The 17,874-nt window shown below is 44.7% G+C and carries 12 protein-coding genes, 5 pseudogenes and 1 other annotated feature; of the genes and pseudogenes, 4 read left to right on the forward strand and 13 right to left on the reverse strand.

Features of this window, described 5'->3' with window-relative positions; all coding sequences use genetic code 11:
* Positions 1 to 2,040 (forward strand): ATP-dependent DNA helicase RecG, encoded by a 2,040-nt coding sequence (gene recG, locus ATY38_RS14575; RefSeq protein WP_062559929.1) that lies wholly within the window; start codon positions 1 to 3, stop codon positions 2,038 to 2,040.
* A 108-nt stretch (positions 2,041 to 2,148) separates the two neighbouring features.
* On the opposite strand, the gene ATY38_RS17125 is transcribed toward recG, so the two are convergent.
* The 9 genes and pseudogenes from ATY38_RS17125 to ATY38_RS14610 all read right to left on the reverse strand — a co-directional run bounded on the left by ATY38_RS17125 (position 2,149) and on the right by ATY38_RS14610 (position 6,614).
* Entirely contained in the window at positions 2,149 to 2,433 is a 285-nt protein-coding gene (locus ATY38_RS17125) for a M10 family metallopeptidase C-terminal domain-containing protein (protein ID WP_143023454.1), read from the reverse strand.
* Entirely contained in the window at positions 2,403 to 2,513 is a 111-nt protein-coding gene (locus tag ATY38_RS17130) for a hypothetical protein (RefSeq protein ID WP_158441788.1), read from the reverse strand. The genes ATY38_RS17125 and ATY38_RS17130 overlap by 31 nt, the downstream gene beginning before the upstream one ends.
* Before the next feature lie 243 nt (positions 2,514 to 2,756).
* Positions 2,757 to 3,050: a calcium-binding protein gene (locus ATY38_RS15960; RefSeq protein WP_062559931.1), complete on the reverse strand. Its 294-nt coding sequence runs from the start codon at positions 3,048 to 3,050 to the stop codon at positions 2,757 to 2,759.
* 51 nt (positions 3,051 to 3,101) lie between these two features.
* Positions 3,102 to 3,296: pseudogene (locus ATY38_RS17135) on the reverse strand (calcium-binding protein); the annotation flags it as partial.
* A gap of 143 nt (positions 3,297 to 3,439) precedes the next feature.
* Positions 3,440 to 3,775, reverse strand: a pseudogene (gene tnpA, locus ATY38_RS16730) (IS200/IS605 family transposase).
* A pseudogene (locus tag ATY38_RS14595) lies at positions 3,772 to 5,019 on the reverse strand (IS3 family transposase). Before ATY38_RS14595 ends, tnpA begins: the two co-directional pseudogenes overlap by 4 nt.
* Positions 4,985 to 5,182, reverse strand: coding sequence for a transposase (locus ATY38_RS16965; RefSeq protein WP_335337902.1), 198 nt, complete (start codon positions 5,180 to 5,182; stop codon positions 4,985 to 4,987). The pseudogene ATY38_RS14595 and the gene ATY38_RS16965 overlap by 35 nt, the downstream one beginning before the upstream one ends.
* Before the next feature lie 45 nt (positions 5,183 to 5,227).
* Positions 5,228 to 5,527: pseudogene (locus tag ATY38_RS14605) on the reverse strand (IS3 family transposase); the annotation flags it as partial.
* 16 nt (positions 5,528 to 5,543) lie between these two features.
* A pseudogene (locus ATY38_RS14610) lies at positions 5,544 to 6,614 on the reverse strand (IS110 family RNA-guided transposase).
* A gap of 214 nt (positions 6,615 to 6,828) precedes the next feature.
* On the opposite strand from ATY38_RS14610, the gene ATY38_RS14620 reads away from it, so the two are divergent.
* A protein-coding gene (locus tag ATY38_RS14620; RefSeq protein ID WP_144429466.1) for an IS3 family transposase occupies positions 6,829 to 8,048 on the forward strand; the annotation gives its coding sequence in 2 pieces (ribosomal slippage) (positions 6,829 to 7,120 and positions 7,120 to 8,048; 1,221 coding nt in all).
* Positions 7,107 to 7,223: a sequence feature (AL1L pseudoknot), on the forward strand. It overlaps the preceding gene by 117 nt.
* A gap of 36 nt (positions 8,049 to 8,084) precedes the next feature.
* Here the strand turns inward: ATY38_RS14620 and ATY38_RS14625 are convergent.
* Positions 8,085 to 8,954 (reverse strand): IS5 family transposase, encoded by an 870-nt coding sequence (locus ATY38_RS14625; RefSeq protein WP_062559933.1) that lies wholly within the window; start codon positions 8,952 to 8,954, stop codon positions 8,085 to 8,087.
* 429 nt (positions 8,955 to 9,383) lie between these two features.
* On the opposite strand from ATY38_RS14625, the gene ATY38_RS14630 reads away from it, so the two are divergent.
* Entirely contained in the window at positions 9,384 to 9,773 is a 390-nt protein-coding gene (locus ATY38_RS14630; RefSeq protein WP_062559934.1) for a response regulator transcription factor, read from the forward strand.
* A gap of 21 nt (positions 9,774 to 9,794) precedes the next feature.
* Positions 9,795 to 11,267, forward strand: coding sequence for a sensor histidine kinase (locus ATY38_RS17195; RefSeq protein ID WP_062559935.1), 1,473 nt, complete (start codon positions 9,795 to 9,797; stop codon positions 11,265 to 11,267).
* A 59-nt stretch (positions 11,268 to 11,326) separates the two neighbouring features.
* Here ATY38_RS17195 and ATY38_RS14640 read toward each other — a convergent pair whose 3' ends face one another.
* The 3 genes from ATY38_RS14640 to dnaK all read right to left on the reverse strand — a co-directional run bounded on the left by ATY38_RS14640 (position 11,327) and on the right by dnaK (position 17,859).
* Positions 11,327 to 13,720, reverse strand: coding sequence for a DNA internalization-related competence protein ComEC/Rec2 (locus tag ATY38_RS14640; protein ID WP_235590324.1), 2,394 nt, complete (start codon positions 13,718 to 13,720; stop codon positions 11,327 to 11,329).
* Between the two features lie 949 nt (positions 13,721 to 14,669).
* On the reverse strand, positions 14,670 to 15,776 hold the full coding sequence (gene dnaJ, locus ATY38_RS14645) for a molecular chaperone DnaJ (protein WP_062559937.1): 1,107 nt from the start codon (positions 15,774 to 15,776) through the stop codon (positions 14,670 to 14,672).
* A 148-nt stretch (positions 15,777 to 15,924) separates the two neighbouring features.
* Complete coding sequence (gene dnaK / locus ATY38_RS14650; protein WP_062559938.1) at positions 15,925 to 17,859, reverse strand: molecular chaperone DnaK; 1,935 nt, start codon at positions 17,857 to 17,859, stop codon at positions 15,925 to 15,927.
* Positions 17,860 to 17,874: the final 15 nt, after the last annotated feature.

Genomic DNA, 17,874 nt, shown 5'->3' on the forward strand with positions numbered 1-17,874 from the left:
TTGTCTGTCAATGTTGACGTGCAAGAGAAATTATCCCGCTTGGGTATTTACAATGAACTAGATCTGATTTTGCATCTGCCAATCCGTTATGAAGATGAAACACATTTGTTCCTCATCGGTGATGCGCCGCAAGGACACACAGTGCAGGTTGAGGGTGTGATTATTCATAATGAAGTGGTTATTCGTCCCAGACGACAATTGATTTGCCGGATTGAAGACGACAGCGGCATTCTGGTTATGCGCTTTGTGAATTTCTACAGTAGTCAAATTAAAACCTATGCAGTGGGTAAGCGTATACGGTTATTGGGCGAAATTCGTAATGGTTTTTTTGGTGCTGAAATGGTGCATCCGAAATGTCGTATTGTACGCGCAGGAGAATCGCTGGCGCATTCGCTGACGCCGATATATCCCACCACGGCCGGTTTGACGCAAAAGACTTTGGCAAAAATAATCGGACAAGGATTGCAGGATACGCAAACGTTGCAGGCACTGATTGAAACAGTGCCTGATAAAATCATCAGAAAATATCGGTTGAAAGGTTTTGACGATAGTGTAATGTGCTTGCATCACCCCTCTCCAGAAGAATCGATTGAAGCCCTGCAAACACGTACGCATCCAGCATGGCGGCGTATCAAATTCGATGAGTTGCTGGCGCAGCAATTATCGATGCGCGTGCATTACCGGCAACGGAGAAGCCTCAATGCGCCAGTGCTGGAGCAAAAAAACACACTGAAGGATCAGTTACTGCCGCAGCTTGGTTTTGAACTGACTTCTGCACAAATCAAAGTATATGCGGAAATCAGCCGTGACTTGACAGCCGCTTACCCCATGCAACGCCTGCTACAAGGCGATGTGGGCAGCGGGAAAACCATTGTGGCTGCACTGGCTGCACTGCAAGCGATTGAGAATGGTTTTCAGGCGGCCATCATGGCACCGACTGAAATTCTTGCTGAACAGCATTTCATGAAGTTATCTGCTTGGTTTGAACCACTGGGAGTACATATCGTATGGCTATCCGGGGGAATGAGGAAAAAACAAAAACAAACCGAGATGGATAAAATCGCATCGGGCGTAGCGCAACTTGTTGTGGGTACGCATGCCTTGTTTCAGAGCCAGGTAGTATTTCACCAGCTCGGCCTGGCGATTATTGACGAACAACACCGCTTTGGCGTGCATCAGCGTTTGGCGCTGCGCATGAAAGGCACGCAATCCGATCTGATGCCGCATCAATTGATGATGAGCGCTACGCCAATTCCGAGGACGTTATCGATGAGCTATTTCGCTGATCTGGATGTGTCGATTATTGATCAATTGCCACCCGGCAGATCGCCTGTAATCACTAAATTAATTGCTGATCGACGTCGTGACGAGATCATTGCGCGCATACATTTCGCTTGCCAACAGGATAAACAAGTATATTGGGTTTGTCCGCTCATTGAAGAATCAGAAGCGTTGCAATTGCAGACCGCAATGGAAACATATCAGCATCTGAGGAAAACATTTCCGGAATTGAATGTGGGTCTGGTACATGGACGCTTGTCACCGCAGGAAAAAGCTGAAATCATGCTGCTGTTCAAGGAAGGAAAAATTCAATTATTGGTAGCGACAACCGTGATAGAGGTAGGGGTGGATGTACCGAATGCTTCATTAATGGTGATTGAAAATGCAGAACGCATGGGATTGTCCCAATTACATCAACTACGTGGTCGTGTAGGGCGTGGACCGGAAGCAAGTATTTGTATCTTACTGTTTCAGCAACCCCTGTCAAAGATTGCCCGTGAAAGACTCCGAATCATTTTTGAACACACCGATGGCTTTGAAATTGCCCGTCAGGATTTGCAATTGAGAGGTCCGGGTGAATTTCTTGGCGCACGTCAGAGCGGCGTGCCTATGCTGCGTTTTGCCGATTTAGAGCAAGATGGTGAGTTATTGGAAGCTGCACAAGATTGTGCCAATGAAATGCTGAATAATTACCCGGAATTAGCACAGCAGCATATCTCGCGTTGGTTGGGTAATAAGACCGAGTATTTGCGTGTATAAAAGGATAAATCAGATTTATAAAATCTTTGACGCTTCGCACAAAACGCCAAAGGTTGGGTTCCATCGATGTTGTTACAAAATTACATCCAGGCTAGTCGCAAATCCAGCTTATACTCCTGTCAAGCTGACAAGGAGATCTGCTCCGCCGATAACATCCGCAAGTAATGTTTCCGCACCGGAGTTAAATGTTAACTGTGCGAGGCTAAATGCTTGATTGCCGACCAGAGTCAGATCCGCGTCAATGGTTGAAAGATCAATTTTGTCACCTTCGCTCCATTTGAAGTTGCTGAGGGTATCCGGTGTCGCTACGAGGCTTTCTGTTACTGAATTGAAATCAAATATATCTGCACCTCCTCCACCAATTAGGATATCTTTATCCAGCCCGCCGATAATAGTGTGATCCCGTCTTGACCATCGATCGTATCGTTGCCGTGAGCACTATTCAGGACGTCCGCACCGGCGCCGCCTTTTATCGAATTGTTGGCTGCATTACCGGTAACGGTATCACTGCATTACCCATGATTGCATTCTCAAACCCTTTAAAGCTCTCGCCAGCGGAGTTTGTCGTACCGGTTGCCATGTTGAATACGTAGTTTCCATTCCAAATTGTATGGTCAATGATATCCACATCTGTTCCCTCATTCATGGTCTCATTCCCCAAACCTGATTTCATGAAATCATCGCCTGCATCGCCATTGTAGGTGCCGCCATCGCCATCACGAGGTTATAGTGTCGTTACCTATACCACCGGATAGCTTGTCTATGCCATTGCCACCTTCCAAAATATCATTACCTAATCCGCCAAAGATTGTATTGTCCTCGTTATTGCCGGCGACAGTATCATTACCATCGCCCATTTTGGCAATCTCGAAATTAAGATAAATCTCTCCACCAAAGCTGTTCAATCCAGTTGGCATATTAAAGGTGTAGGCTCCATCCCAAACAGTGTGATCAATGGTGTCGATACCCGTACCGCCATCCATGGTTTCACTACCTAAACCTGAGAACATCAGGTCATTGCCGTCATCACCGCTATAGACCCCGCCATCACCATCGGACGCAATGTTATCGTTGCCACCGCCACCGTTTAGTTGATCTACACCCGCATTGCCTAGTAATGTATCGCTGCCAACTCTGCCATTAAGTATATCGTTGCCGCCATTGCCATTGATCGTGTCATCTCCCGCGCCGCCAAAAACAGTATCAGGGCCTCCAGCACTGTAGATGTTATCGTTCCCACCAAAGCCGTTAATAGTGTCAGCTAGTCGTGTGGGAGATCCCGAACCCCGCTGAGATTAGTGCCGCCAAAATTGTGTCATTATTATTGATACCATTGACCACACCCATTTGAATCTCCTGAAAGAATAGAATAAAGAACTCGGCCGCAAGCGACCGAGTTTTAGAAGAGCGGTAGTTGCCCAAACCTCCCTTCCATTTCATCCATCACTTTGAGTTGATTTTGTACATACTGACGAATAACCTCCTCGTTAGCATTACCTATAGTTTCAACAAAATAGCTTTGTGTCCATAACTTACCTCCCCAAAATTATTTTCTCTTTATCTCTGGGCGTATACGAAAAAATTCTCGGGCTGATATGCTTTTTATTACCTGCATGACATACGCTGACGAAATCTTCGGATCTGTTCTCACTACCATATGAATACGATCCACTAGAATCTCTAATTCCACAATCTGAAGTTGGAGTTGTCCCCTTTTGGCGGACATTTTTTTCATGGAGTCGAGAGAGTCTCGACCTGTGAAAGCGGATTGCAGTTTATCGCGATTTGATTTTTCTCATTCAGTTTTCTCTCAAAATTGTTTGGTGATAAGTATCCCAGTCCGGAATGCCTGCGAGTTGGGTTGTACCATGACTCGATCCAGGTGAATATGGCCAGCCTTGCTTCAGTTTTATTTTTCCAGGAGCGCCTATCGATCAATTCACATTCCAGGCTGGCAAAAAAGCTTTCAACCATTGCATTGTCGTAAGCATCACCCACACTTCCCATGGAGGGATGCACACCCATTTCCCTGCATCGCTTGCCGAATTCAACACTGGTGTATTGACTGCCCTGTATCGCTATGGTGAATCACTTTGCCCGGTTTACGAGTGATTAACGCCATGTTCAACGCACTGATCACCAGGCTTGCTGTCATGGTTTCACCGAAAGACCAGCCCACTACCTTACGGCTGAATACATCGATGACCACGGCCAGGTACAGGAACCCTGCCCAGGTAGGAATGTAAGTCATGTCCGCAACCCATAGTTGATTGATGCTAGCTGCCTTGAAATGGCGTTGCACTAAATCCGGTGCAGGGCGGTCACGCTTATTCCGATGAGTCGTGATCACAAAGCCTCGCCTGCGACTCACCCCTTTAATTCCAGCTTCACGCATCAATCTGCCTACGCGCTTATGATTGACCCTGACTCCACGATCGGCTAATTCAACGGTAATGCGGGGGCGGCCATACGTACAATCGCTTGTACGGTATATGGCCATGATCTGCTCGATCAATCGACAGTTGGTAATGGCCCGTCGGCTGGGTGTGCGTTTTGCCCAGTCATAGTAACCGCTGTGCGATACACCGAGTGTCTCGTATAGAACACGAGCCGGAAATTGGGCCCGGTTTGCCTTGATTAATTGGTACACCTTCCCCATTAATCCTTGTTGTTTGCAAACCAGGCCGTAGCCTTTGCCAATATGTCACGCTCCATCTCCACACGCTTGAGCTTCTTACGCAATTCCAGCAGCTCCTGCCGTTCGTTGGCACTCAAGGAAGCAACACTCGATGTTGCAGCGAAAGCAATTGCCTGGCTTGATCTAATTGGTACACCTGCTGCTCGACACCAAGTTTGTATCGAAGTGTAGTGGCATCCAAATTCCTTGGATAATTGCTTGGGGCATTTGCCTAATGCTACCAATTCCACCATCTGCTGACGAAACTCAGGTGGGTAAGCAGGTTTGTAGTTTTGTGTCATATTTCTTCTCCTTTAAACAGAACATAATGTGTCCGTTCAAAGGGGGCAACTCCACTATATCGTAGTCATATCCTATCTTCCCAATAATGCCTTTTAACTCGCTTCTATATGGCTCCATAAATGCTTTATGACGATATTTCGGAATCCATACAAAGTGATACATCGACCTGTATATATTGACCTAGTCAAGTAAAAGCGGACAACCCAGTTAAGCGATTTTTCTCAATATTTCTGTTTCCGTTTCATATTGATTCGGGCTTTTGTAGCCCAGGTATGAATGCAACCGATGACTGTTATAAAGCATGGAAATATACTGCAGCACATCTTGCTGTGCTGCATGACGGGTATGGTAGTGCCGCCAGTGGATTCGCTCCCGTTTAAGGTTGCCTTCGATACTTTCAGCCACAGCATTATCGAAACAATTACCGGTGCGGCTCATGCTGCCGATAAAGCCAAGTATTTCCTCCAGAAGCCTTCAGTACTCCCCGCTGGAATACTGCGATCCGCGGATGCCCTTCTAAATGTCAAGCAGTAATTTGGATACTATTGATAAGATTGTTGCGTTTTTTCAGAATGTAATAAACTTCTCGCGCAATATAGCGTTTAAGGCACCGCAGCGCCTCAAGTTTCGTATGCCCTTGTGTCAAACGTTTATCAACGTACTCTTTAGTTTTATTGTCCGTCCTTAGTCATCCAATAGCGATAATATGCAGTGCACTATTAGCGGCTCTGTCACCACCGCGATTCAATCTGTGTCTATTGACCTTGCCCGAGGAAGCAGGAATTGGATTTACACCGCATAATGCGGCAAAGCTAGCTTCGGATTTTAATCGATCCGGATTGTCTCCCGCGGTAATGAGTAATTGTGCCGCAGACTCATAACCAATGGCTTTACCTGCAATCAGATCGGGAGCAAGTTCATCAACTATGGCTGAGATCATGACATCCAGATCCGCAATCTCATCATGCAATTCCAGATATCGCCGTGCAAGAGATTTCAATGCGATTTTGTATGCAGTTGATATATTACGATACCCGCCCAGATCTGGCCGCCAAGTGACAAGAGTACGGATTAATTGCATGCGAGTCAGTGCACGGAGCGGTTCCCGAATCGACTCTGGTGCGGAAATAATATTCATTTGGATCATTTGGAGTGCGATACGTCTAGCTGCAATGGCAGTCTTCCTACATACCTTTAGAACTCGTAACGACTCCACCATGCCATTTCGTGTTTTAGGTGTGACGGTTCGTATTCCAGCAAATGCAGTATGGGCCGCGTTTTCCGCATCGATTGTATCGTTCTTGCCGCGTCTGCGTCGATCCATTTTATCAGGTGAGGTAACTTCTAAAATTTCGACGTCAAACTGCTGCAGATACCTTAGCAAACCCGCACCGTAAGTCCCAGTGCACTCTATACCAATGCGCTTGACCTCACCAAAGGACTGCATCCAATTCAGCATTGATTTGTATCCTTGCCGTGTTGTGGGGAAAGAATTACTGGCAAGCACTCGATCGTAAGTATCGACTACGGCTGCGAAATGTATGTCTTTGTGGGTATCAACTCCTCCAACTATGCCATGATGATTGTCATCCATTTTCAGCTCCCTATTTTTGAATGATGTTATTGATAGGGATTCACCGAAACCGATTGCCGGGACAAGACAGTAATGAGATAAGCGATCAGGCCCTTCTTGGGTCACAGACAATGGCGAGGTGAAACCTCACCGATAGATATTGCCAAATAACCGACAGATCCAGGTGAATCGTCCCGGTATTTCCGGAGATAAAATGGTTTGAGAGGAGGAAGAGATGAAAAACCAAATCAGTTATTCACCGGAAGTACGAGAACGAGCGGTAAGATTGGTATTCGAGCAACAAAAGGAGCATGAATCGCAATGGATGGCGATCAAGTCGATCGCATCAAAGATTGGCTGTACAGCGGAGACGTTGCGCACCTGGGTAAGACGAACAGAGATTGATCAGGGAATTCGAGGCGGCCTGTCGACTGCGGATCGTGAGCGGCTCAAGGAATTGGAACAGGAGAATCGGGAATTAAAGCGAGCTAACGAGATATTACGTAAGGCATCGGCCTATTTCGCGCAGGCGGAGCTCGACCGCCGACCGAAATGATGGTGACATTTGTCGATAGCAACAAAGCGGAATACGGGGTCGAGCCAATCTGCAATGAAATCTGGATTGCCCCGTCGAGCTACTACGAACACAAAGCGCGCGAGCGAGATCCCGATCGATTGCCTGACCGCATCAAGCGGGATATGAGACTAGAACTTGATATACAGCGGGTATGGAAAGACAATTTCCGAGTTTATGGTGCTCGCAAAGTATGGCGGCAGTTGCTGCGAGAAGGTATTGGTGTTGCTCGTTGTACGGTCGAGCGGTTAATGAAGAAGCTTGGAATACAAGGTGTTCGACGCGGCAAAAAGTGTTGGACAACCATTTCGGACGATTTGCTTGACCGGCCAACGGACAAGGTTAACCGGCAATTTGTAGCTGCCCGGCCCAATCAACTGTGGGTGGCGGATATTACATTTGTAGCGACATGGACAGGATTTGTTTATGTGGCTTTTATCACCGATGTTTTTGCCCGGTATATTGTTGGCTGGCGAGTGAGTCGTTCATTGCGAACGGAACTGATACTGGATGCATTGGAACAGGCGCTATGGGCACGGCGGGGAACCTCAGGATTGATTCATCACAGTGATCGAGGCAGCCAGTATTTATCGATTCGCTATACGGAACGTTTGGCGCAGGCAAATATTGACGCCTCTGTCGGAAGCATCGGAGATTCTTATGACAACGCGCTAGCCGAAACCATCAATGGTTTGTACAAGACCGAAGTCATACGGCATCGCGGTCCTTGGCGTAGTATCGAAGAAGTAGAATTTGCCACATTGGAATGGGTGGATTGGTTCAACAATCGAAGACTGCTGGACGCAATCGGATATGTCCCACCGGCAGAATTTGAAAAGGCGTATCATCGCCAACAGGAAGAGTCAGCTGATGCAGCTTGATTCAAGAAAACATGTCTCCGGAAAATCCGGGGCGATTCAATTCGCCAGCTTCTGGCGTGACGAGAGGGGTTTATTCTTGTACGCGCGATGCATGATTGCGCTCTTGATCTTTTGCTTTCTTAGAAATTGCCGATTGGCATTGCTGGCGGATCCCTTGTCGGCATACACCCGATTCGCCTCGATATGCGCACCATCGATAGCGGCTTCGAAATGCATCATTTCGCTCTGGTTGGCAGGGGCGGTGTGAACCCCGCGCACATAGCCGTCTTGTGCGTCCACTACCAGGTAACTGCGGTAGCCAAACTGCGACTTCTTGCCTTTCTTTAGCCAGGTCGCATCCGGATCCGCGCTTTGTTCTTCGATACAGTTGATTCCAGGCTGACTGCCATCTTCAAACTGAACAATCTTACCTTCTTCGGCATCCACCTCCAGTGTGATGGTCTTTTTAGGGCGTGCCGCTGACTCAATCAGCGTGGCATCAATGACCGCTCCTGTCGCACCCTTGATCATCAATCCGTGGGATTGAAGCTGTTCATTAATAGTGGCCAGCAGATCATCTAGCCGGTCGTTGGTTATTAGCCGGTTACGGAACCGGCACAAAGTGGTTTCGTCCGGGATCGCATCCGACAAGGACAGTCCGCAAAATTGCATAAAATCAATGCGTACACACAGTGCTTGCTCCAACGCAGCGTCCGATAAACTATGCCACTGACCTAGCAGGATCGCTTTGAACATCAACAACCCATCAAACGGCTCTTGGCCTCCGCCATGCGATAACTCGCGCTTGTATAAACCCGTAAGTTTCGGACGTAAGTCCTCCCACTCAATTAGGCCTTCAATCTTCAACAGAACATTATCTCGATTCAATCGCTCTGCTAATTCCAGTGTTCCAAAACTCATCTGCATCTTTTGCTCCAGCTGTCTTTTAACCCACTCTATTTTAGTTGGTTATTGCACTGCCAGGCGAGGTTGTGCAGGAATCTTTACTACGTGATGATACTTACAATCCCACGTCGTATCAGCCCCGGCAAAGCCGGGGGACTACCTTATTTATACCCATATTTCTTAAGCAAAGAATATCTCCAAAAATTTTTTCAGATCAAATTACTGGAATTTCTCAGCTCAAGAAAATTTGTTCATCACTTCCGTAGACCTATTACTCTAAATAGATTATATTTTTCCAATATATGACCGATATTCACATTTCACACATTATTCACATATGCTACGATATGATCTATTAAACAATAACCCCGATAATTGAACGGTCTATTTTAACTGTTTCTAAGCCGCGGTTTCTAGAAGAGAATGATTAAGCAAGGAGAATTAATTATCATGGCACTAAGAATTGCTCACGTTGATGATGATTCGGATATCCGCGAATCAGTTCAACGTATACTATTTAAAAATGGATATGAAGTTGATAGTTATTTATCGATGCAGGAATTTATCGATTCATTACAAGATGAAACTAAAAGACCGGATTTGGCCATTTTGGATGTCATGGTTGAATCCATGGATGCTGGTTTAATCACTTATGCAAAAATCCACAAGCAATTTCCGCAAATTCAAACTATTTTTCTGACATCTCTAGGTGACATGATTCGACCATATTTCGAGGATGGCTCGCATGAGTGGGTTTGCATCATGGAAAAACCGGTTGAGCCAGTCAGTCTCATGGCAACGATTAATGAGCGCTTGAAGAAAACAGGAGAGGCTGCATAATTTTTTGCAATACACAATCGTATGGCAAGCACTGAATTCTCTTGGAATAATCCCAATAATCAAAACGTACTGCTTGAAATAAAGGGAGATAAATTAAAGCTTAGTGACGATGTTTTAATTAGTAATATCCGCTGGTTCATAACTTTTCGGTGGATACTGATTGCTGCACTGGTTTTTTTCGAAATCCTGATGCTATCGGCATCGAATACGCTGGCGCAATTAGGCATTAGTGAGCAGCAAAAATGGCCGATAGCTATCATTATCGTACTGATTGTAGCCAATATTGCCTACCTCTTTGCATTAGATCATTGCAAATCAAGCAAATATAACTCGCCTTCAATTAATCTATGGGTTCAGATCATTGTTGACCTGATCTGCCTGTCAGTCGTCGTGCATTATATTGGCAGTACCTCCACCCCCGTTTCTTTTTTCTACGTACTGCATATTGCTCTTGCCTGTATCTTTTTTTCTACCCGTGAAAGCTTGTATGTAACCATATTAGTCTGCTTCATGGACTCGATCGTAATCATTATTGATAACTTTCTAATCACTCAAGCACCACTCTCTGCATTGATAAACAGCCAATTCTTGTCTGAAAGCGCACGCAAAGATGGTGCTTTGACATGGATGTTTTTCCTTGACATTCTTTTTCTTGTTGTTTGGTATGTGGTTTCAAGGCTTTCTCTAATTGTTCGTGCTCATGAACGCCACCTTGTTGATGCATACCGACAAATTAATCAAGCACAAGTGGAAAAAGATCAATATGCATTATTGATCACACATCAACTTAAATCCCCGCTCGATGCTATACGCAGCAAAATAAATTTAATCAAAGAAGGTTATTTGGGCGAGACAACGCCTGAGGTAAGTACGGCATTAGAGCAAATGGATCTTCGGGCAAAAAATATGTCCAGCCTAATACTTGATCTACTCAGATTGGAACGATTGAAAGATACTTGCCTTGACACTGCAGTTTTCGAACCTATTGAAATTCAATCTACCCTGCAAAAATGTATCGAGAAATTAACCCCAGTTGCCAGTTCTAAAAATGTTACACTCAATTTATCCATTGAGAATTTTATTTGCAAAGTAATTCCTGATCAATTAGAAATACTTATAGAAAATATCATCACTAATGCGATTACCTATTCGCATGAAAATACTAGCGTTGAAATTTCATCTCGAGTCGATCGAAATAATTTGCATGCTAACATTACCATCACCGACCATGGCATTGGTATCGAAGATAAAGATTTGCCCAACATTTTTAACGAATATTTTTATTCTCCTAGAGTAGCACTCCATAACAAAGCAACGAGCGGCATTGGTTTGTCCATCGTCAAGATCGCGGCTGAAAATAATCAACTGAGAATAAAGGTTGTCAGTGAGCCAGGTGCAGGAACTACATTTACTATAATTTTTAGCGCCATCGAATTACCTTTAGCAACTGGAATTTCTACGTCAATAAACTCCATCAATACCTATTTATCTTGATTGAACTACCTCGCGTATGGATAAAATAGCAATGTTGCGAACACATACATCATTGCGTTTTAATTATCGTGCCAATAGCGCTGATTTAATTTTCTCCAACTGTTAACCACCCAATCATTATTTTCAAATCGAATTAAGATAGCACCATCTTTGTCGCTACGCATCAGCTGACTACCTGAATTATGATAGCGTGAAGTTACAATTTCGTGCGGATGATTATAGCGATTAAGATAACCAACTGGAAAAATTGCCAGAGAAGGGCTTACTTTCTGCACAAAAGTATCGGTTGATGAAGTGTGGCTACCATGATGCGGTGCAATCAATACGGTCGCACGAAGCTTGTCGCCGTCTCGAGCAAGCAATGCCTGCTCATCTCTCCTCTCAATATCGGCCGGCAATAATACGCTGCCGTGAGCCGATGTGATTTTTAATACACAACTTTTTGCATTGGTACTACGTTTTGAATTCAAGTAATCTTGCTCCAAGGGATGTAGCAATTCAAAATGCACATCGTCCCATTGCCAGAATTGTCCCTTACGACACTGATTCTTTGAGATTACCATCTGCGTTACGGGGTGTTTATCGTCCAGCGATGACCACAACTGCCTAACAGGTATCTCATTTAATACTGATCGTGCACCGCCACTATGATCCGAATCCGCATGCGATACGATCATACCATCAAGCTTTGTAATTCCTTCTCCGCGTAAAAAAGGCACGATAATACGATTACCACTATCGATCTCACCGAACCCAGGACCCGCATCAAATAATAATGCGTGATGCTCGGTACGAGCCACCACCGCAAGTCCTTGACCCACATCAAGCACAGTCAGCCACAGTTCGCCGGTTTTTGGTTGAGGCGGTTTAACCAGAAACACAGGTAATACTGCAATCACGCCCAACCAACGCGCGGGAAAACCAGAAAAAAACCCCACTCCTAGGCTTCCCGGCAACAACATCCACAGAATCCCTATAACCGCTACACCTATAGTCCACACTGGTGGAGAATGCTGCTGCCACACAGTATGCGATAAATTGCTCAGTGACTGCAGAATTACCATAAGGACACTTAATACATCATGGATAAGCGGTAACATAAAATCGAATACAGGCATGGTGGCTAACAATGTTAGCGGAACCACTATAAGGCTGATCAGAGGAATGGCAATGGCATTAGCAACCGGAGATATTAAGGATATCTGCTGAAATAATGCCAACAATAAAGGAATTAGGCCCAACGTAATAGCCCATTGAATCCGCAGCCAACTACTAAGCCAATGTATTTTTCCGATCCGGCCGACAGTTAATAGCATTATGACAGCAATTGCACCAAAGGATAACCAGAATCCAGGAGCTAAAATTGCCCACGGATCTAACAATATCACCCCAAAAAGCGCCCATGCCAACACCGTGGTTACACTTGTCTGACGTCCTACCCATAACACAATCGCCACTACCGCCAGCATATAAAATGCCCGCTGCGCCGGAATTGCAAAACCTGAAAGTACAGCATAGGCTAAAGCCACAATTAATCCAGCCATCGCAGCAATACGCCGCGCCGGCAGACGTATTGTCAAATAAGTATTCCAACGCCATAACCAATATACTACTGCGAATGCCAAGCTAGAAATCATCGTGATATGCAAACCGGAAATCGCCATCAAATGGTTGGTTCCAGTACGTGTAAATACTATCCATTGATCGCGAGGAATTGCATTTTGATCACCCGTTGCCAATGTTTGCAATATTCCCACATAAGCTTGATTGTCTAGGCTCGCAGCAAAACGATGTTGAATCCCCTCACGAATATGCGCTATCCAATATGCAGGGCGTTGCACCATAGTGTGCAGACGCTGATTATCAGATGATACACGAACATATCCAGTTGCCCGAATATTACGTTCCAATGCCCATCTTTCAAAATCGAAACCATGCGGATTCTGATTGCCATGGGGTCGTTTCAAATGCACTGTCAACTGCCAACGTTCACCTACCCTGACTACAGGCAATACTACTTGATTAGCTCCCAATTGCCGCACTTTATACCAAGACAATGCAATCCGCTTAGGCACGATCGCCCCCTCAGTATTCACCTGTTCAACATCAAATTGAAAACGCACCCCTCTATCACTTTCTTGCGGTACACTAGCTATCACACCAACTACTTGGATAGCCTTACGCTCCCAGATATGAGGTAGAGAATCATTCAAACGCCAGTGCGCCAAAATTGCCGCCCAGCAAAACCCAAACAGGAGAAAGAAAATTCCAAGTAAGATTCTGCTTATTACAAGCTGATTTGCTAATTGAAAAAACCCCAAAACCCCAGTTACTACTGCCACTAAAAACAACAACCAGATCCATTCCATTTCTGGCAGCGTCGATTGATGCTGTAACCAACCAACACCCAACACAAACACTAGGATATTTAATCTTACACACGTATTCTTCAAATTTATTTATGTCTGCAATTGCATTATTTATTTACTTTATTACACAATTTTATGGATCCTGATCGCACATTTTTCATATTTGCATCATAAGATCATAATCTTATAGAAAAAATCGGTTACTATGATATGGTAGTAGTATCTCCCTTTACTGTGATACAAGATCCTTTAAGTATTCTAAAATTAATTCTGGCATTGGATAGTCTTTGAAACAAAATAACAATAAGCTTCAAAGAATCACATAAGCGCTATATAAATCCTCATGCTTCCAGATTCATGAATTATCTGACTATCGACAAAAGCAAGCATATCCTTTTCCATTAATTTGGCTGATGTCACTTTACTTGGAAAAGAGTATGAATTTATTAGCGGAAATTTACCCTCAAATTGCTTTACAGATCTTGGATATGTGAGCTGAGTTCAGAGGAAAAAGATTGTTAAACTAACGCACCGTCAATAATCGACATTGTTTTGATAAACGGAATCAATGATCGTATCCACAGCGTGTTAACCAGCTCGGAACTGGTTACCGATGCAACTATCCGAAAACCCTAGACAGCTCTCAGCGAAAGAAGAACACAAGATAAATCGCGAAATGGCGCGTTATAATCCGGGCATAATCATTTCCGTCGATTATTGAATCAATTCCAGAAAAGACACAATATCGCCCTCTGGCAAGTAATCACACTACTTTTTATGCTGGCACCAGGAGAGATTTGCCTTCTCCGAGTAATTCACAAGGAATATTGCTGATACTAAAAACCGGCCAAGATGGCGGCTCAGACGATTACATTTATTCTTGTCTACAGATGACGAAAATTCCAAAAAGAGTTCCAAATGGATTCTAATTTACATAGCAATTGATATAAAATCATCTGCAACTATTACTGGAGCTAGATCAGTTCAGCTAAATACCTGTCGTAGCGCACCTCGATAACTGGATAGCTCCATGTTATTCTGAGAAAAATTCTCGTGCTTTATCCATCCATGATTTAGCGCGAGGACTATGACGAGGGCCATCTCTAAGACTGATTAACTCCAATTCTTCCAACAATTCTTTTTGGCGTGCGGTCAACTTAACCGGGGTTTCCACAACGACATGGCAAAGTAAATCACCTTTATCATGGCTACGCACCCCTTTGATACCTTTACCCCGCAAACGAAAAATCTTACCCGTTTGAGTTTCTTCCGGCACCTTAATCTTGGCGTGCCCATCAAGTGTAGGCACTTCTATTTCCCCTCCCAATGCAGCTAAGGTAAAGCTGATAGGTATTTCGTAATGCAGATTATCACCATCACGCCGGAAAACCGAATGCGCCGACAAATGAACCACGACATAGAGATCGCCCGGCGGACCACCATTAATGCCGACCTCACCCTCTCCAGAAATGCGAATGCGATCACCATCGTCGACACCTTCCGGAATTTTTACATTGAGTGTTTTCTGTTGCTTAATGCGCCCATTTCCATGACACGATGTGCAAGGATTCACTATTACCTTTCCACTTCCGTGACATTTAGGACAAGTTTGTTGAATAGAGAAGAAACCCTGTTGCATTCTTACCTGTCCATGGCCATTACAAGTAGGACAAGTTTTGGGCGAACTACCCGGCTTGGAGCCGCTCCCATGACAAGTCTCACAATTTTCCATTGTAGGGATGCGAATTTTTGTTTCGGTTCCATGAGCAGCCTGTTCCAGAGTAATCTCCAGGTTATAGCGTAAATCCGAGCCACGATGCATATTTGATCGAGAGTTACGGCCACCAAAAATATCCCCGAAAATATCGCTGAATGCATCACTGAAACCTTGCGCGCCTCCACCTGCCGCATTCGCATCGACGCCCGCATGACCAAATTGATCATAAGCTGCACGTTTATTCGGATCAGTCAATACTTCATAAGCTTCTTTAGCTTCTTTAAACATCTCTTCCGATTTAACATCGCCAGCATTCCGATCCGGATGATATTTCATTGCCAACTTACGATAAGCTTTTTTTATTGTATTCTCGTCAGCTTCACGACTGACACCGAGAACATGATAGTAATCGCGCTTACTCATATTGATTTCCTACTACCGTAATTAATTTATGGAGGTTTAGGTTTATACGATGTTTCTCATTCCGCATCAAATATTAAAGCGCAGAATGCGCAGAAGAGATTCAATATCCTCTTCATGCGCTTCTGCGCTCCATATGTTTTGAAGAAAACTATTTTTTGTTCTTAACTTCCTCAAATTCTGCATCAACCACTTCGCCTTCGACTGGTTTCTCACTGTGGCCAGACGTAGAGTCAGACCCAGATTGCGCTTGCGATTCCTGCGGCTCTTTTTGCTGATACATCTTCTCAGCCAATTTATGCGCCGCTTCGGTCAAAGCCTGTGTTTTTGCATCAATCTCGTCTTTATTATCAGCTTTGAGTACATCTTCAGCATCTTTCAATGCAGCCTCAATTTTAGCTTTCTCCTCACTACTCAACTGATCACCATGTTCCTTCAAGGATTTCTTAACGGAGTGGATCATCGCATCACACTGATTACGGCTCGAAACCAACTCCAAAGCTTTGTGATCTTCTTCAGCGTGCGCCTCCGCATCCTTCACCATCTGTTCAATCTCATCATCCGACAAGCCTGAGCTAGCCTGAATCTTAATCTTATTCTCTTTGCCGGTAGCCTTGTCTTTAGCCGATACATGCAAAATGCCATTGGCATCAATATCAAACGTCACTTCAATCTGCGGCATACCCCGTGGCGATGATGGAATATCGCTTAAATTAAATTGCCCCAGGCTTTTATTGCCGGAAGCCATCTCACGCTCACCCTGCAATACATGAATCGTTACCGCAGTCTGATTGTCTTCCGCAGTAGAGAATACCTGTTGCGCTTTGGTTGGAATCGTAGTGTTTTTCTGAATCAGCTTGGTCATTACGCCACCCAATGTTTCGATACCCAACGACAAAGGCGTCACATCGAGCAATAGCACATCCTTCACGTCGCCCTTCAATACTCCACCTTGAATAGCCGCGCCAACAGCTACTGCTTCATCAGGATTAACATCCTTACGTGGCTCTTTACCGAATATCTCCTTAACCTTATCTTGAACTTTCGGCATGCGAGTCTGCCCACCGACCAAAATCACATCATCAATATCGGAAGCAGTCAGGCCCGCATCTTTAATTGCCGTACGGCAAGGCCCGACCGTGCGTTCTATCAGTTCTTCCACCAAGCTTTCCAGTTTGGCGCGTGTTATCTTGACAGCCAGATGCTTCGGCCCTGATGCATCGGCAGTGATATAAGGCAAATTGACTTCAGTTTGCTGGCTGGAGGACAATTCGATTTTGGTTTTTTCTGCGGCATCTTTTAAACGTTGCAATGCCAGCATATCCTTTTTCAAATCAATACCACTTTCTTTCTTGAATTCATCCACCAGATATTCAATCACACGTGAATCAAAATCTTCGCCCCCAAGAAATGTATCACCATTGGTTGCCAACACTTCAAACTGATGCTCTCCCTCGACTTCAGCAATCTCAATAATAGAAATATCAAAAGTACCACCGCCTAAGTCGTACACTGCAATCTTTCGGTCGCCTTCTTTCTTATCCAACCCGAATGCCAACGCAGCAGCGGTCGGTTCATTAATAATTCTCTTCACCTCCAGACCGGCAATTCTTCCCGCATCTTTTGTGGCCTGGCGTTGCGAATCATTAAAATAAGCAGGCACCGTGATCACCGCCTCGGTCACCGTCTCACCCAGATAATCCTCGGCGGTTTTTTTCATTTTCATCAGCACTTGCGCAGATACCTCGGGAGGTGCAATTTTCTTACCGCGCACTTCCACCCATGCATCATTGTTATCAGCTTTGACAATGCTATATGGCACCATCTTGATATCCCGTTGAACCATTTCTTCATCAAAACGACGCCCAATAAGCCGTTTCACAGCAAACAAAGTATTTTTGGGATTGGTAATCGCCTGACGTTTGGCTGAAGCACCCACAAGCACTTCATTGTCTTCAGTGTAAGCAACGATAGAAGGCGTTGTTCGCGTGCCCTCCAAGTTTTCAATAACTTTTGGCTTGCCATTCTCCATCACAGCAACACAGGAGTTGGTAGTACCTAAATCGATACCGATAATTTTTGCCATATTTAGATCCTTTTA

This window comes from Nitrosomonas ureae, from assembly GCF_001455205.1.
Lineage (GTDB): Bacteria > Pseudomonadota > Gammaproteobacteria > Burkholderiales > Nitrosomonadaceae > Nitrosomonas > Nitrosomonas ureae.

Excerpts from the sequence above, each read along its gene's own strand:
- ATY38_RS15960 (WP_062559931.1), bottom strand. The coding sequence starts at position 3,050 with ATGTTCTCAGGTTTAGGTAGTGAAACCATGGATGGCGGTACGGGTATC.
- ATY38_RS16965 (WP_335337902.1), bottom strand. The coding sequence starts at position 5,182 with ATGTATCACTTTGTATGGATTCCGAAATATCGTCATAAAGCATTTATG.
- ATY38_RS14625 (WP_062559933.1), bottom strand. The coding sequence starts at position 8,954 with ATGCAGATGAGTTTTGGAACACTGGAATTAGCAGAGCGATTGAATCGA.
- ATY38_RS14630 (WP_062559934.1), top strand. The coding sequence starts at position 9,384 with ATGGCACTAAGAATTGCTCACGTTGATGATGATTCGGATATCCGCGAA.
- ATY38_RS17195 (WP_062559935.1), top strand. The coding sequence starts at position 9,795 with ATGGCAAGCACTGAATTCTCTTGGAATAATCCCAATAATCAAAACGTA.
- dnaJ (WP_062559937.1), bottom strand. The coding sequence starts at position 15,776 with ATGAGTAAGCGCGATTACTATCATGTTCTCGGTGTCAGTCGTGAAGCT.
- dnaK (WP_062559938.1), bottom strand. The coding sequence starts at position 17,859 with ATGGCAAAAATTATCGGTATCGATTTAGGTACTACCAACTCCTGTGTT.